Source organism: Anatilimnocola floriformis, assembly GCF_024256385.1.
GTDB lineage: Bacteria > Planctomycetota > Planctomycetia > Pirellulales > Pirellulaceae > Anatilimnocola > Anatilimnocola floriformis.
Genome location: NZ_JAMLFW010000001.1, coordinates 96,838 through 110,650, shown reverse-complemented (window position 1 = coordinate 110,650; position 13,813 = coordinate 96,838). Strand labels below are relative to the sequence as shown.

16 protein-coding genes are annotated in these 13,813 nt (G+C 58.1%); 10 read left to right on the top strand and 6 right to left on the bottom strand.

What is annotated here, in order from left to right:
- The first annotated feature begins 66 nt into the window (after nt 1–66).
- The 3 genes from M9Q49_RS00460 to M9Q49_RS00450 all read left to right on the top strand — a co-directional run bounded on the left by M9Q49_RS00460 (nt 67) and on the right by M9Q49_RS00450 (nt 2,357).
- Nucleotides 67–795 (top strand): Bax inhibitor-1/YccA family protein, encoded by a 729-nt coding sequence (locus M9Q49_RS00460; protein WP_254506576.1) that lies wholly within the window; start codon nt 67–69, stop codon nt 793–795.
- A 15-nt stretch (nt 796–810) separates the two neighbouring features.
- Nucleotides 811–1,182 (top strand): DUF309 domain-containing protein, encoded by a 372-nt coding sequence (locus tag M9Q49_RS00455; RefSeq protein ID WP_254506575.1) that lies wholly within the window; start codon nt 811–813, stop codon nt 1,180–1,182.
- Between the two features lie 83 nt (nt 1,183–1,265).
- Nucleotides 1,266–2,357, top strand: a complete 1,092-nt coding sequence (locus tag M9Q49_RS00450) for an alcohol dehydrogenase catalytic domain-containing protein (protein ID WP_254506574.1) — start codon at nt 1,266–1,268, stop codon at nt 2,355–2,357.
- 12 nt (nt 2,358–2,369) lie between these two features.
- Here the strand turns inward: M9Q49_RS00450 and M9Q49_RS00445 are convergent, their stop codons facing one another.
- From M9Q49_RS00445 to M9Q49_RS00435, 3 genes are all read right to left on the bottom strand, one after another.
- The gene (locus M9Q49_RS00445; RefSeq protein WP_254506573.1) at nt 2,370–3,887 is read right to left on the bottom strand and encodes a hypothetical protein; all 1,518 of its coding nucleotides are present in this window, start codon (nt 3,885–3,887) and stop codon (nt 2,370–2,372) included.
- A gap of 65 nt (nt 3,888–3,952) precedes the next feature.
- A complete protein-coding gene (locus M9Q49_RS00440) occupies nt 3,953–4,204 on the bottom strand; it encodes a hypothetical protein (RefSeq protein ID WP_254506572.1) in 252 nt (83 codons plus the stop codon).
- Between the two features lie 19 nt (nt 4,205–4,223).
- On the bottom strand, nt 4,224–5,600 hold the full coding sequence (locus M9Q49_RS00435) for an outer membrane protein assembly factor BamB family protein (RefSeq protein ID WP_254506571.1): 1,377 nt from the start codon (nt 5,598–5,600) through the stop codon (nt 4,224–4,226).
- A 261-nt stretch (nt 5,601–5,861) separates the two neighbouring features.
- On the opposite strand from M9Q49_RS00435, the gene M9Q49_RS00430 reads away from it, so the two are divergent.
- The 3 genes from M9Q49_RS00430 (at nt 5,862) to M9Q49_RS00420 (ending at nt 8,520) form a co-directional block, all read left to right on the top strand.
- Nucleotides 5,862–6,149: a hypothetical protein gene (locus tag M9Q49_RS00430; RefSeq protein ID WP_254506570.1), complete on the top strand. Its 288-nt coding sequence runs from the start codon at nt 5,862–5,864 to the stop codon at nt 6,147–6,149.
- Between the two features lie 192 nt (nt 6,150–6,341).
- The gene (locus tag M9Q49_RS00425; protein ID WP_254506569.1) at nt 6,342–7,784 is read left to right on the top strand and encodes a hypothetical protein; all 1,443 of its coding nucleotides are present in this window, start codon (nt 6,342–6,344) and stop codon (nt 7,782–7,784) included.
- Nucleotides 7,785–7,848: 64 nt separating this feature from the next.
- The gene (locus tag M9Q49_RS00420; protein ID WP_254506568.1) at nt 7,849–8,520 is read left to right on the top strand and encodes a DUF4190 domain-containing protein; all 672 of its coding nucleotides are present in this window, start codon (nt 7,849–7,851) and stop codon (nt 8,518–8,520) included.
- A 27-nt stretch (nt 8,521–8,547) separates the two neighbouring features.
- On the opposite strand, the gene M9Q49_RS00415 is transcribed toward M9Q49_RS00420, so the two are convergent.
- Nucleotides 8,548–9,000: a carboxymuconolactone decarboxylase family protein gene (locus M9Q49_RS00415; protein ID WP_254506566.1), complete on the bottom strand. Its 453-nt coding sequence runs from the start codon at nt 8,998–9,000 to the stop codon at nt 8,548–8,550.
- 315 nt (nt 9,001–9,315) lie between these two features.
- On the opposite strand from M9Q49_RS00415, the gene M9Q49_RS00410 reads away from it, so the two are divergent.
- The 3 genes from M9Q49_RS00410 (at nt 9,316) to M9Q49_RS00400 (ending at nt 12,104) form a co-directional block, all read left to right on the top strand.
- Nucleotides 9,316–10,689, top strand: a complete 1,374-nt coding sequence (locus tag M9Q49_RS00410) for a Gfo/Idh/MocA family oxidoreductase (protein ID WP_254506565.1) — start codon at nt 9,316–9,318, stop codon at nt 10,687–10,689.
- Nucleotides 10,690–10,810: 121 nt separating this feature from the next.
- The gene (locus M9Q49_RS00405; RefSeq protein ID WP_254506564.1) at nt 10,811–11,278 is read left to right on the top strand and encodes a hypothetical protein; all 468 of its coding nucleotides are present in this window, start codon (nt 10,811–10,813) and stop codon (nt 11,276–11,278) included.
- Entirely contained in the window at nt 11,268–12,104 is an 837-nt protein-coding gene (locus M9Q49_RS00400) for an SIR2 family NAD-dependent protein deacylase (protein ID WP_254506563.1), read from the top strand. The genes M9Q49_RS00405 and M9Q49_RS00400 overlap by 11 nt, the downstream gene beginning before the upstream one ends.
- 11 nt (nt 12,105–12,115) lie before the next feature.
- Here the strand turns inward: M9Q49_RS00400 and M9Q49_RS00395 are convergent, their stop codons facing one another.
- Nucleotides 12,116–12,661, bottom strand: a complete 546-nt coding sequence (locus M9Q49_RS00395; protein ID WP_254506562.1) for a hypothetical protein — start codon at nt 12,659–12,661, stop codon at nt 12,116–12,118.
- 229 nt (nt 12,662–12,890) lie between these two features.
- On the opposite strand from M9Q49_RS00395, the gene M9Q49_RS00390 reads away from it, so the two are divergent.
- The gene (locus M9Q49_RS00390) at nt 12,891–13,067 is read left to right on the top strand and encodes a hypothetical protein (protein WP_254506561.1); all 177 of its coding nucleotides are present in this window, start codon (nt 12,891–12,893) and stop codon (nt 13,065–13,067) included.
- A gap of 26 nt (nt 13,068–13,093) precedes the next feature.
- On the opposite strand, the gene M9Q49_RS00385 is transcribed toward M9Q49_RS00390, so the two are convergent.
- The gene (locus tag M9Q49_RS00385) at nt 13,094–13,732 is read right to left on the bottom strand and encodes a hypothetical protein (protein WP_254506560.1); all 639 of its coding nucleotides are present in this window, start codon (nt 13,730–13,732) and stop codon (nt 13,094–13,096) included.
- Between the last annotated feature and the right edge of the window lie 81 nt (nt 13,733–13,813).

Below are 13,813 nucleotides of genomic sequence, written 5' to 3'. Positions count from 1 at the left end.
CCTAGAGTTGGTAACAGACCGTCAGAATCGATCCGCACGTAAATTTCGCAACTGAAACAAACTGCCATGTCCTACTACGAGACTCCTGCCAGGTACGGCGAACTGCCAGCCGCGTACGCCGAAACGGCGGCGCGTGTGTCGTTTATTCGTCGCACGTATTTGCATGTGTTCGCGGCGATTTTGTTGTTTGTCGGCATCGAAGCCGCCATCTTCACGCTCGTGCCGCCGGCCACGCTCGAAGGGACGTTGGCGATGCTCTTTCGCGGTCAGTTCGGCTGGCTCGCGGTGATCGGCGTGTTCATGGTCGCGAGTTGGGTCGCGCAGTCGTTAGCCCAATCGCAAGCTTCGCCGACGGCGCAGTACGCGGGACTCGGCATGTATGTGGTGGCCGAGGCGTTGATCTTCGTGCCGCTCCTTTACTTTGCGAACAAGGTCGCGCCGCACACCATTCCTGCGGCGGGCTTTCTCACGCTCTTGATCTTCGGTGGGCTGACTGCGTTTGTGCTGATGACTCGGGCCGACTTCAGCGGTTGGGGGCAATACCTGTGGTGGGCCGGCATGGCCGCGATGGGTATCGTGATCGCTGGTATGTTTTTCAACTTCGCGCTGGGCGTGTGGTTCGCCGCCGCGATGGTGGGCCTGGCTAGTGCTTACATTTTGTACGACACCTCGAACATTTTGCATCGCTACCGCACCGATCAACACGTGGCAGCAGCCCTCGCGCTGTTCGCTTCCGTGGCGACGCTCTTTTATTACCTGCTCCGCTTGCTGATGGCGCTCAATCGCAAAGATTAGTCGCTGCGAAATACCATGGCCGAATACGATCATCGCTATCTCGAAGGAATCGAGCACTTCAACGCCTGCGATTTCTTCGAGGCGCACGAAGTGTGGGAAGACCTCTGGAAGGACTACAGCGGCGACCTGCGCTTGTTCTACAAAGGTTTGATTCACGTCGCCGTTTGCCTGCACCACTTCGGCAACGAAAACATCCGCGGCGCCCGCAAGCTCTACAACAGCAGCCGCGGCTATCTGCAGCCTTATGGCCCCGTGTGCGAAGGGCTGAACATCGAGAAGCTGCTCGCTCAACTCGAAATCTGCTGCCACGACTTCCTTAACAGCGAAGAAGAGTTCCCGCAGGTGACGATCGATCCGGAAAAGATTCCGGAGATACATTTGGGGTAGTTCTGAGTTTTGAGACAGGACAAGAACTGGCGAACTACCTCCTGTCTCAAAACTCAAAACTCAGAACTCAGAACTTCCTCCCCATGCTCGGCATCGCAGCATTCCCCGGCACTCGCATTCCGCGATTGGTTGCTGCGCCGAAGCTGGCTGAACCGACTGCGAATGAAGTTCTTTGCCGGACGATTGAACTGGGTGTCTGTGGCACCGACCGGGAGATTCTGCTGTCGGAAAAGCCGTGGCTGCCGGCGAATGAGACGCATTTGATTCTCGGCCATGAATGCCTTGCGCGGATTGAATTTGTTGGTAGTGATGTGCGCGATTTCGCGGTTGGCGAACTGGTAGTTCCTGCCGTGCGCAGGCCGTTTGCGGGGCAGACGCGGCGGCTCGATTTGTTGCCGTTCGGCACGTTTACGGAGCGAGGCATCGTGCAGGAGCACGGCTTTAGCGTGCCGCAGTTTCTCGATCGGCCGGAGCATTTGTATCGAGTTGATCCGGCGATTGCGTCGTTCGCGGTCCTCACCGAGCCTCTCGCTGTGGCGGAAAAGGGCGCCAACGAAGCGCATGTTTTGCAGCAGGCACGGTTGGGCACGAATGTTTGGAACGGACAGCCGCCGCGCGTGCTGGTGACCGGACAAGGGCCGATCGCGTTTGCCGCGGTCCTCGCGTGTGTTGCGCGTGGATGGCGATGCGTGCTCGCGGGGCGCGATGAACCGGAGACGTTCCGAAGTCAGTTGGTTCGCGAATTGGAAAGCGAATATTGGTCGCTCGGTGAATGCGATCTTGCCGCAATCGATGATGTGGAGCAAAACGGTTTCGATCTCGTGCTGGAATGCACAGGGAGCGACGAGTTGACACTGGCTGCCGCGGCGGCGATGCGTTCCTGCGGCATCATGGTTTGGCTGGGGAGCAGCCGAGTGCCGGAAGCGCGGCAGCATAACGTCGAGCGGCTGATGCGCGATGGTTTGTTGCGAAACAATCTTTTCATCGGCAGCGTGAACTGCGCGCCGCGGGATTTTCACGACGCGCTCGCGCATCTCGCCTGGTGGAAGAATCACAACGCCGCGGCGCTCGGCAAGTTGATCACTGCCCGCGTGAAACAAGCCGATGCGCTCTGGCATTACGAGCATCGGCAGCCGCAGGGCATTAAGACGATCGTGCAGTTTGCAGAGAACTGATGTGCGCGCCGTTTATTTCCGCGGCGGTACTTTCCAGATCCGCACATGTGATTCCGGCCAGGTGGCGCCCAGCACGACGTGGCTTTGTTCTGCAGCCATTCCGATCGACATTCCTTTGAACGGCTCGGTCTTAGTCAGCGTTTTCCCGGTGCGAAGATCGACGATACTGAGCTGCCGGAAGTAACTGCGCAAGTCATAGGCATGCTGCAGCAGCGGCATCGGCAGCAGCCAATCGGGAAGGAGTTCGGGTGGCTCTTGCCGATGTGGTTCAGTGTGGACGATCGCGCGATCGTCGTCGGTGAAACCCAGCACGACACCGGCCATATCGGTCGACGAATCGGAGCCCAGCTTCCAGACGTGGTGCGTATTGCCCAGGTATTTTCCGCCGGGTGAGATGGCGTAGTACTCGGTGCCGAGATCGGGCACATCGTGCATTTCGCCCAACAGTTGGCCGTCGCTGCGGCGGACGACTTCGACCTTGCGCGGGCCATCGGCTTCGGCGGCGTCGAACAATTTCACAAGCACTTCACCCGTCGGATCAAGCAGCACTCTGCCGGCAAACGGAAAGAGCTCGGCCTGAGGGAGTTTCGCTTCGAGCGGATTCAGGACATACAACCGCTGAATGCGCGGCGTGTGTGTGGTGAGCAACAGCCGATCGCCGGCCGCATTGAATTGCCACTGCGTCGCCAATTGCGAGATCTTGCCGAGTTCCCACGACTGCAGCACCTTGCCGGTGAGCGTTTCGTGAATGATGAGGTCCCCCAGGCTGTGCTCGACCAGCCATTTGCCGTCGGGGCTGAGAATGTAATTGCGCGGATGCCGCTCCATCGGCGACGATCGGCCCACCATGCCGCGCGACGTGAGTTGATGCACGAAGGCTTTGCGCACCGGCGGATTGATATTTTCGTTCGATTGCATGCCGAACAAATACTCGCCGTTGGCCGAGAGGCGCAGCGTGGGAAAATCGTTGATGTCGGTGGCCTTCACCGCGATTTCCCAAGTCGGTTGCCACGGCTTCTCACGAAACAATTGCCGGATGACCAACACAGTCACGACGCCGCCGAATAGAACGAACACAGCGCCACGCACGCGTTTGCTGAGCCAGAGAATTTCTACGGCGCCCGAGGCGATGAATTGATAACAACCGGCCACCGCCAACGCAGCAACACTGCCGACTGTGACGACGAAGGCGAGATAAACCGTGCGATAGCGAGCCGCCGCTTCGGGCATTTGCTCAAAGCGGTTGATGACGAACATCGCGGCCAGCACGCAGCCGACTGCCCCGCCGAGCGCACCGCTTAACACGCCATGCGAACCGCGCGCACGGCCGAAACTGACTCCTAAAATCATCCCCGCGCACCAAAAGGCCAGGAGCAACCGCTCGTCATGATGCCAATGCGGCGAAAAGACAATCGAAGAAATAAACGCCGCGAGCGTAGTGATACAGAGGAGTGTGAGGAGCGAAAAGCGGAGAAACGTGAAGGCGGGAAGATCAGGGACAAGCGTTGTTGGTTGCGATGGAAGGTTCACACGGCGATCTCCAGAGCTGGCGACCTAGTCGATTAGGACGCTCCCTTGTTCGTCGACATGTCCAATCATTGCAACTGCATCCCAAAATGCAGCGCGGCAGCATGTCCCACACGCATAGTGTGCGTAATTCGATCGGGATAAGAACGCCGTGCTGCCCCCACGGCTTCGCTCAGCGTTTGGCCGAGGAAATAATCGCCTGACTCAGGCTCGATGGCTACGAACTCGTGAAGGTGCTTTGGCTCCAAAATGGAGCGCAGCTTCACCTCGTAAAGATTTTCAGCACGTGCGATAAAGTCGGTGGTTTCGCTGTCAGACATAACTCCTCCTACCCAAATTCTACCGCGCCAACGACACACACACGATCTCTTCATCGTTCCGCGCGAACAGGCATTTGTTGGCGAACGCCGGATGGCTCCAAACCACTTCGCGGCCGAAGGCTTCCGACGTGGGTTTGATCACATGAAATCGGCTGAGCTCTTCAAACCCTTCGCGATTGAGTTTCGCAATGACGAGATCGCCTTGTTCGCCGAAGAGGTAATAGTGGTCGCCGTTTTTCACGATGAAACCGGTGCCGTGGTTGGTACGCCGAGTTGCAGAGATCGGCACGAGCGATTCCCACAAACGTTTGCCGTTAAGGAGATCGACGCCGCGCAACTGGCCGCCACGGCAATCGAAGCCAAACACGACGCCGTTTTCGATCAGCGGCGTGCTGTTGCAGGTGTAGACGGCGGTCTTGTTGTCGCCGATCCAAACTTCGCTGATGCCTGGCTTGTCGCGGTCGAGTTTCCACACGCCGCCGACATCGCCGATGCCGCTCACATACAGATAGTCGCCGTGCTTCACCGGCGCCGAGACCGACATTTCGTACTGTGGCACGAGTGGCTCGGTCCAATAAACTTCGCCGGTTTCCGGATTCAAACTATTGAGCGACTCGGGATGCCACACAATAAGTTGCCGCTTGCCCCCCGCCGTGATGATGTTGGCCGGTGCATAACCGGCGTGCGGCGCGTCGAGCGCTTTCCACAACTCCTTGCCGGTGTCTTTATCGAAGGCCACCACGACCGAGCCTTTGCCGCCGACGAGGCAGATCAGCTTGTTGCCGTCGACGAGCGGATGACTCGAGAAACCCCAGATCGGCGACGGCGCTTGATAGTCCTTTTGAAAACTCTTCGACCAGATGACCGTTCCTTTCGCGGCATCAAGGCAATTCAAATTTCCTTCGGCGCCGAGAGCATAGACATTCCCGTCATGTACGGTGGGCGTACAGCGCGGGCCGTTGGCATAGGAGATGGCGTACGGACAATCGTATTCGTGCTTCCAAAGGATCGCGCCGCTCTGCGCGTCGAGACAAAGAACTCGCTCAGTTCCCTTCAATTCATTGCGCGAGCCGGGATCATTTTTCAGATCGCCGTCCTTCCGCAGATAATCCATGACATACACACGGCCGCCAGCCACGGCAGGCCCGCCGTAGCCGCCGCCGATTTTTGTTCGCCACAGCACGGGCAAGCCGTTCTCGGGAAACTTGTCGACCAGCCCCGTTTCATTCCACACGCCGTCGCGCGTCGGCCCCATCCACTGCGGCCAATCGCTGGTGGCCCGCTCGAGCGCGACGGGAGTGATCGGCACGGTGGCCGCGATCTTTACCGGCGGCGACATTTCGTTGGCGACCGGACCACAACCAACCACCGCGACGAGCAACAGCAAATAGCGCATAACAGACTCCCGGCAAAGATGAGAACACTTGCAATATACCGGCGAGCGGCGGGGTCCTTACAACTTATCAGCTGATTTTGCGGCGATCGATTTGGAATACGGTGCAAGCAGACTTTTCGCAAACCCGACAACCCCACCTTCAGCGCCGGAAAGTTGCCAATTCCAGACAGAAAGAAGCAAGAAACGAATTGTCAAAATCGGCTCAACCGGGAATAAACAAATGGAGTAACTCTTCCTGGTTTGGTTCGGATAGGTGCGGCCATGAAATGGGACGCCAACACATCGCTTAGTCTGGCAGCATGCGTCATGGCGGGAATCGCGCTGTCGATCTCGCTGGTCTCGGCCTTCCCCGGCCTGAAAGGGCTGATCGGGGTGGTGCGCGATAGCGTTCTCTGGCTCGCCGTGCTCGTCCTGCTGGGCGGCGCGGGCTTTGTCGTTTATCAACGCCTGCAGCAATCGCCGGCGCTTTCGCAGCGCAGCGCCTTCGACGATCTCCCCGGTCGTGCGCCAGCGCCACGGCCGTTCATTCCGGGTGTGCAGAACCCGTAATTCCTTAGCCTTGCCGCCGTAAGTATCGGCCCCACCGCAAGTTGCATGTTGCCGCGAATCGCAAGGCTTCCGGTAGCCTGAGCTCGGTCTTTCACCTAGAATCAATAGATTGGACGTTTTCTCGCGCCTTTGCCGATGGAATAGGATTGGGCGAGGCTGCCTCGGGTCCGAGCTGGGTGAGGTTTTGCAATCATGCCGAAAATGACGACGAGCGTTTTTGCGTCCCCTGGTGGTTTGTTGCTGGCCGCGGTTTCGCTGCTGGCCCTGGCCACGGCGGCGACGGCTTCGCATGCCTGTCCGTTCTGCGGGCCGACCGCCCAGACGCTGACCGAAGAAATGGCGTCGATGGACATTGTCGCCATCGTCAAGCTCTTGCACATTCCGCCGATCGACCTCGGCGACACCGAACTGGCCAAGGCCAAGTTTGAGATCGTCCACCTCATCAAGGGCGAAGCCGCGGCCAAGGTCGGCGACAAGATCGACCTGGTCTATTTCGGCGACGGCAAGGTCGGCAGCACGTTTTTGATCATGGGCATCGATCCGCCGCGCGTTAGTTGGTCGACGCCGATCGCGCTCTCGACGCGGGCCAAAGATTATCTCGACCGCCTGACGAAGTTGCCGAAGAGCGGCGACGAACGGCTCGTCTTCTTTCAAGAGTTTCTTGAAGACGAAGACACGATCATCTCGCGCGACGCCTTCGATGAATTTGCCAAGGCGCCGTACACCGAAGTCAAACGCCTCAAGCCGCACATGAAGCACGATCAGGTGATGACTTGGATTCAGAACACCGACATTCCCGCCAGCCGCCGCCGGTTGTACTTGGTGATGCTCGGCGTGTGTGGTAGCGAAAACGATCTGCCGTTTCTCGAATCGTGCATGAAGTCGAACGACCGCAAAGCCCGCCAAGGGCTCGACGCCCTCATCGCTTGCTACCTCACGCTGAAGGGCGAGAGCGGCATGGAGACCGTCGAAGATTTGTATCTGAAGAATAAGAAGTCAGACTACGCCGACACGTACTCGGCGATCATCGCGCTCCGCTTTCATGGCACCGAATCGAACGTCATCGAAAAGAAGCGGATCATCCAAGCCCTGCGGCTCATGCTCAAGCGGCCCGAGTTGGCCGACCTCGTGATTCCGGATCTCGCCAACTGGGAAGACTGGACGGCGTCGGATGAGCTGTTTGAACTCTTCAAGACGGCGGATGAACGGAGCACGTGGGTGCGGGTGCCGGTGATCAACTATCTCCGCCGCAATCCGACCGAACACGCCAAGGAACTGCTGAAGGAATGCGACAAGATCGATCCCGCCGCCGTGAAGCGAGCGAACACTTTCTTCCCGGGCGATCCTTCGCCGCCGGTCGATCCCAACAAGGCCACCAAGGTCATGGTCCAGCCGCGCAATGCGGAAGGGATCGCCAAGGATCAAGCCATTGCCGCCGCGCCTGAGGTTCCAGCCGATGTCGCCGCCGCGCCGCAGGCCGAAGAAGCCTCGGTGGTGAACAGTGGCGCCGATCCGGCCCAAGCCATTTTGAAAAATCCGATCCAAGCACCGAACCGTTGGCTGCTGGTCGGCGTACCATGGGGTATTGGCCTGGCTTTGTTTGTTGTGCAATGGTGCGTTCTCCGTGGCATCTAGTAATTCCAGCGTGTTACCGGCTCCGGACCGCCCAGCAGTTAGTATGAGTACGTCTTCGCCCTCGATGTCGCCCATTTACGGTGACGAAGCTGAAATTGCCCCCTACCGCGCGCTGAGCCGGAGTGCGGTCGTTTCGGTGGTCCTCACCGTCATCTCGCTGCTGGGCTATCTCTTCGAGCCGATGCTGGTCGTCGCTGTCGCCGCATTTGCGATGGGCCTCGTTGCGCTGCAATCGATTCGCCGCTATCCACTCGAGTACACCGGCCGTGAACTGGCCATGGCAGGCACGCTGCTCAGCGGTGTGATCTTTGTCACCGGCGCGACCATGCACACTTACACCTACCTCACCGAAGTGCCGGACGGTTACAAGCGGATTTCGTTCGGCGAACTGCAGCCCCACACTTTCAATGAGCCTGACAAAGCGATCCCTTCGCGTGCGCTTGAGCTCAGCGGCGAAAAGGTCTTCGTCAAAGGCTACACCCACAAGTCATTCGACAGCCTGGGAAAGGTGGATCACTTCATCCTGGTGCCCGATCTGGGCGAATGCTGCTTTGGCGACAAAGTGACCAAGCCGACGCACATGATCGAAGTGAAGATCGTGAACCCGCACGAAAAGGTCCGCTACTCCCTGCGGCGAATCCGCCTGATGGGCAAGTTCGTCGCCACCGAACAACCCGACGATCCCTTCGGCGTGGGCCTGGTCTATTACCACCTGGAAGCCGACAAGGTGAAGTAAGTCGTCGAGCACTCCGGCGCTCAACGACTATTCCAACGGCGGCAGCACATCGGGTTCAATTTGATACCCATCGGCGAGCGCATTGGTGCTATTGAAGAGCGCGGTGATGGCCAGCACTTCGCCGAGCATTTCGCTATCGACGCCCGCTTTGCGCAGAGCAGCCGTGTGTGAGTTGACGCAGTACGAGCAGCCATTGGTCGCCGAGACGGCGAGAGCGATGATCTCACGCGTCTTGGCGTCGAGCTTGCTCGTGCGGCCGCAGGCTTCGGGATGCATCAGCTGTTTCAGCCGCTGCCAGACCATTTCCAAATGATCGGGCGACGAAGCCAGGGCCCGCCAGAAGTTGGGAACGAAGTCGAGCCCCTTGGTCTTTTTGATGTCGTCAAAAATCTGCCGCACCTTGCCGTTGGCGCCTTGCTCATCGGCGAGCCGAACGGTGGCAGAGCGAGCTTGCGAAGATGCGGAGCGAGTCTTGGACATGATGGCCTCGAGGTCGATATACGGATTCGTGGCAGCGAATGCTGGTCGGTCAGTAGATCAGATTCGGCCTGCCGCGCAAATCGGCGGCAAGCGGCAGAGCACCGCTCCCCAAGTAGCTGAATTCGCCAGAATTCAGATCGTGGCCTGCGATTCAAAGGCTCTGAATTCTGGCGAATTCAGCTACAGGGATTTCGACGCGGAGTGGTCAGTGTGCGTTACAAGCTGCGCTCGCACACTTGTTCCGCGCGCCACCGCTAGCGATAATCGGCGGTTTCACCCACCTGCAAAAACTCTCCCTCTCTGAAAAGGCTGACCATGAGTGACGCGACCAATTCAACTCCCTCTCGCCGCACGTTTCTGAAAAGCACCGGCACGGTTGCTGCCGCTACGGCGCTCGCGGGCGTGATGGTTCCCAAGGTGCACGCGCAAGGGAGCGACACCGTGCAAGTCGCCCTTGTCGGCTGCGGCGGCCGCGGCACTGGTGCTGCCGCGGACGCGTTGGGCGTGAAGAGTGCGCCGATCAAGCTCGTCGCGATGGCCGATGTTTTTGAGAATCGCCTGAAGCAGAGCTACGACAGCCTGAAGCGGCAGAATAAGGACACCGTCGATGTTCCCGATGATCGCAAGTTCATCGGCTTCGATGGTTACAAGCACGCGATCGACGCGCTCAAGCCGGGTGACATCGCGATCTTCGCCACTCCCGTCGCATTTCGCTGGGTCCATTTTCAATACGCAATCGAAAAGGGTGTAAACGTCTTCATGGAGAAGCCGATCACCGTCGATGGCCCGAGCACGCGAAAAATGCTGGAGCTCGGCGAGCTGTCGGTGAAGAAAAACCTCAAGGTGGGTGTGGGCTTGATGTGCCGCCACTGCAAAGCCCGCGGCGAACTCTTCGACCGCATTCAAGGCGGCGAACTCGGCGACATCATTGCCCTGCGTTGCTACCGCATGCATCCGCCAGTGGGTACCGCCTTCAGCGATAAGAAGCCCGACAATATTGGCGAATTGGAATACCAGATCCAGCGGTTCCACAGCTTCCTCTGGGCCAGCGGCGGTCTCTACAGCGACTTCTACATTCACAACATTGATGAATGCTGCTGGATGAAGAACGCCTGGCCGGTGAAGGCGCAAGCCAGCGGCGGCCGCAACTATCGCGGTGATAAGATCGATCAGAATTTCGACAGCTACTCGGTCGAATACACGTTCGCCGACGGCTCGAAGATGTTCCTCAGCGGCCGGACGATTCCTGGTTGCCACGAAGAATTTGCCAGCTACGCCCACGGCAGCAAGGGGATCGGCGTGATCTCGCAAGCCAGCCATTCGCCGGCTCGCTGCAAGATCTACAACGGTCAGAACATGACGAAGGAAAATCTCCTGTGGTCGTTCCCGCAGCCTGAGCCAAATCCCTACAAGCTCGAATGGGAACATCTCGTCGACGCGGTTCGCAACGACAAGCCCTACAACGAAGTGAAACGCGGCGCCGAAGCGAGCCTGGTCACATCAATGGGTCGCATGGCTGCTCACACCGGCCAGATTGTGACCTACGACGAAATCCTCAACAGCACGCATGAATTCGCGCCCAACGTCGACAAGCTCGTGCTCGGTGGCGAAGCCCCCATCAAGGCCGACAAGGACGGCAAGTATCCGATTCCGATGCCGGGTATTTTGAAGGACCGCGAATACGCGTGAACCTGATCGCAGCCGTTGTGTCCGTAGGTTGAACCCATTGGTTCGACCGCGTTGCTGGCGTTCAGCCAGCAACGCAATATGGGTGGACCGATTGCAGGATTCAGCTTTCGGAAGTTCCATCATGCCTAAGTGGCTGCTATTGACGATGTCGGTTCTTTTCCTGGCATCATGCAGTCATGCCAAGCCAGGCATCGATGTCGAATCGCAGTCGATTCTGAATGCCCTGCAATCACCAAAGAGCCGCGTCGTTGGCTTGAAATACCAAGCAACGATTATCGATCCGCCTGTGCCGATTAAGCTCGTCCATGTCAGGATTGTTGATCAAGATCGGCTGCGGCAAATCTTGGAACTTATCAGGCGCGCGAAATTATTGCCCAAAGAGGAAGCGCCCCCGCCTCATTCTCGGCCGTTTACTTTCGGTTACTTCGAAGGCGAGATGGCGCTGGAGACTGGTGAAGTAATTCCATTTTTTGTAATGGGTAACCTGATCTTGGCAGGGAAGAGCGAACGGTTGCCACTGCTCGTACCGGAAGACGTTTCGCTCGAAGTGCTGCTTCTTTCGTGGGCGCCGAAAGACAATGAGCATTGATCTTGAAGCTGCTCTCGATCGCGCCGCGGCAGCCATCCGCGGCGCGTCTGCGTTACTGATCGGCGCTGGCGCCGGCATGGGCGTCGATAGCGGCTTGCCCGACTTTCGCGGCGATGCCGGTTTTTGGAAAGCGTATCCGCCGTTCCGTGGCCGGGCATTTGCGGAGATGTCGACGCCGCATTGGTTCCGCTCTGATCCGGAACTCGCTTGGGGCTTTTTCGGCCATCGGTGGAATCTCTACAGCAGCACGCCGCCGCACGCTGGGTTTGCGATCTTGCGACAGTGGGGTGAGAAGCTGCCGCATGGTTATTTCGTTTTCACGAGCAATGTCGACGGCCATTTTCAGCGCGCGGGATTCGCGGAAGAGCGCGTGCTGGAGCGACATGGCTCGATTCATTATTTACAGTGTGCCGAAGGATGCTCGCCTGAGATTTGGCCGGCCGGTGAATTGCAAATCGCTGTCGACATGGCAACGATTCGGACGAGTTCGTCGTTGCCCCGCTGCCCAAATTGCCAGAGTCTCGCGCGACCGAACATCCTGATGTTCAACGACTACGATTGGCTCACCGAGCGCTGCGAAAGGCAATACAGTCGCTATCAGGGTTGGCTGGGTGAGGTCGAAGGCAAGAACATTGTCGCCATCGAATTCGGCGCCGGCCTGGCCATTCCCACCGTTCGTCATGAATGCGAACAACGAGCAACAACGCTGATTCGCGTGAACCCGCGCGAAGCGGAGATTCCGTCCTGCGTGAACGGCGTAAGCTTGCCCATGAGCGGACTCGAAGCCATTCAACAAATCGCCGCGCGACTCACTGGTTTGTTTTAACAGTTTCGGCGCTACTCAATCTCTTTCAACGATTCGTTGATCTCGCTGGCCCGCGCCGCATCGGCGGCGGGATTGCGGCCGCGCACTTCGCTCCCCGAGAGAAAGGCCAGCATGTATTCGCTCTCGAGTTTGTTTTTCCGCATCGTGCCGCCATCGTAGCGTTCGTATCGATACCCACCGTCAATTGGAATCGGTCGCCACTTCGAGCCCTCGGCATTTCGTTCCTGCAGCTCGGCGATCTGCGTGCCGGAGAACGGCGTGTCTTTGAAGTAAAAAATCTGAATGGCAGTGCTGCTCTTCGGCGAAATCTCGACGAGCACACGCACTCCGCCATGCTGAAAAGTGAGGCTCTCGATTCCCGAGGCAAACGTTGTCGACTTCACCGGCATGCCGTACAGCTTGATGATCTGATCCTTGGTTTCACCGAGGCGGATCACGCTGAGTCGCGGCTTCTCGGGAGCGACGATAGCTGGGCCATCTTTGGCCGGTGGTTCGGCTGCACGGAGTTGCGACAGCGAAATGCTCAGCACAATGCACAGCAAAATCAGATTCCGCATGGCGATTCTCCGGCCCTACTTTCGGCTGACACGAGTGGTGATTCCGGCAACTATAAGTGTGCGCCACTCATGCGGCAACTGTCGCCAAACCCATGAATTCCCGAACCTGAAGCAGAACTTATCTTCGTTTCACGGAAGACTTATTTGCCACTCTTAGGATGTCTTCAGAGCGGTTGCGAACTTCGTACTTCGCAGCCGCCCACTGAAAATCTTTCGAGAGGTAAGTCCCATGACCCTAACCACAACCACCATCGCCCGACAGTATCGCACGACGCTGGCAACCCTCCGAGCATGGACGAAGGCCATCGAAGCCATGCTGGCCAACGTGAACACCGCCGCTGAACCTTCGCCGGGTAGAAACGGCCGGCTGTTTGGTTATCGGCCAACCGCAAGCTCGGCCAAGTAACGGCAGAGTTGCAACTCACGCGGCGCTTACTCCAGCGCTCGCTCTTTCAGCGATTCTGCCTTCTTCAGGAGTCGGGCTTGCTCGTCGGCCAACTCAGCGATCGCGGCCACGCGTTTGTATTCGGAGGCTCCATAGAGTAGCGCTCGGCGATGATCTGCGGATGTAGAACCAGCACTCGGCCGGGAACAACGTTGCTCTGCGTCATACGGCATGGAAAACAAGCCGTCTAAAGCTCGCTCCTGAGCCTCCACGTTTAAAGCTGGCGTCCAGACTACTTCTTTGACTTTCTCCATCGACTCGACTTTCACCAACCAGAAGCCAGGACGATACGCTCGGAGCTCCAGGGTTCGATTCACTCGGAAATCGTGATTCAGAGCTCCCATCAGCAGATAAACGCCGACGGGCAGAGAAGGTTTGATCTGGGTTGCTACTTGTCCATCTCCACCCACCGTAAGCTCGGTGAGCCGCTCCGAAGAATAATAGTTTATATGGCTATTTTCCGTTACCTGCCCGATGTCAACGCGAAAGACATGAACCTCGTCGGGCGAAGCAGCTATTTGCAACGCGCGCGTGAAGTCGACCTTGGGATACGCATAAGGTAAGGCGCAGCCGCTAATGATGGGCAAGCCAAGGAGCAATGCGGCGATGAGCAGGAATCGAGGCATTCAACGTGCTTTGCCAAAGGCCGACAACAAACGAACTACGCTGGGTGAGGGGTTAGTAGGGAATGGCGAGCTTTTGGTCAA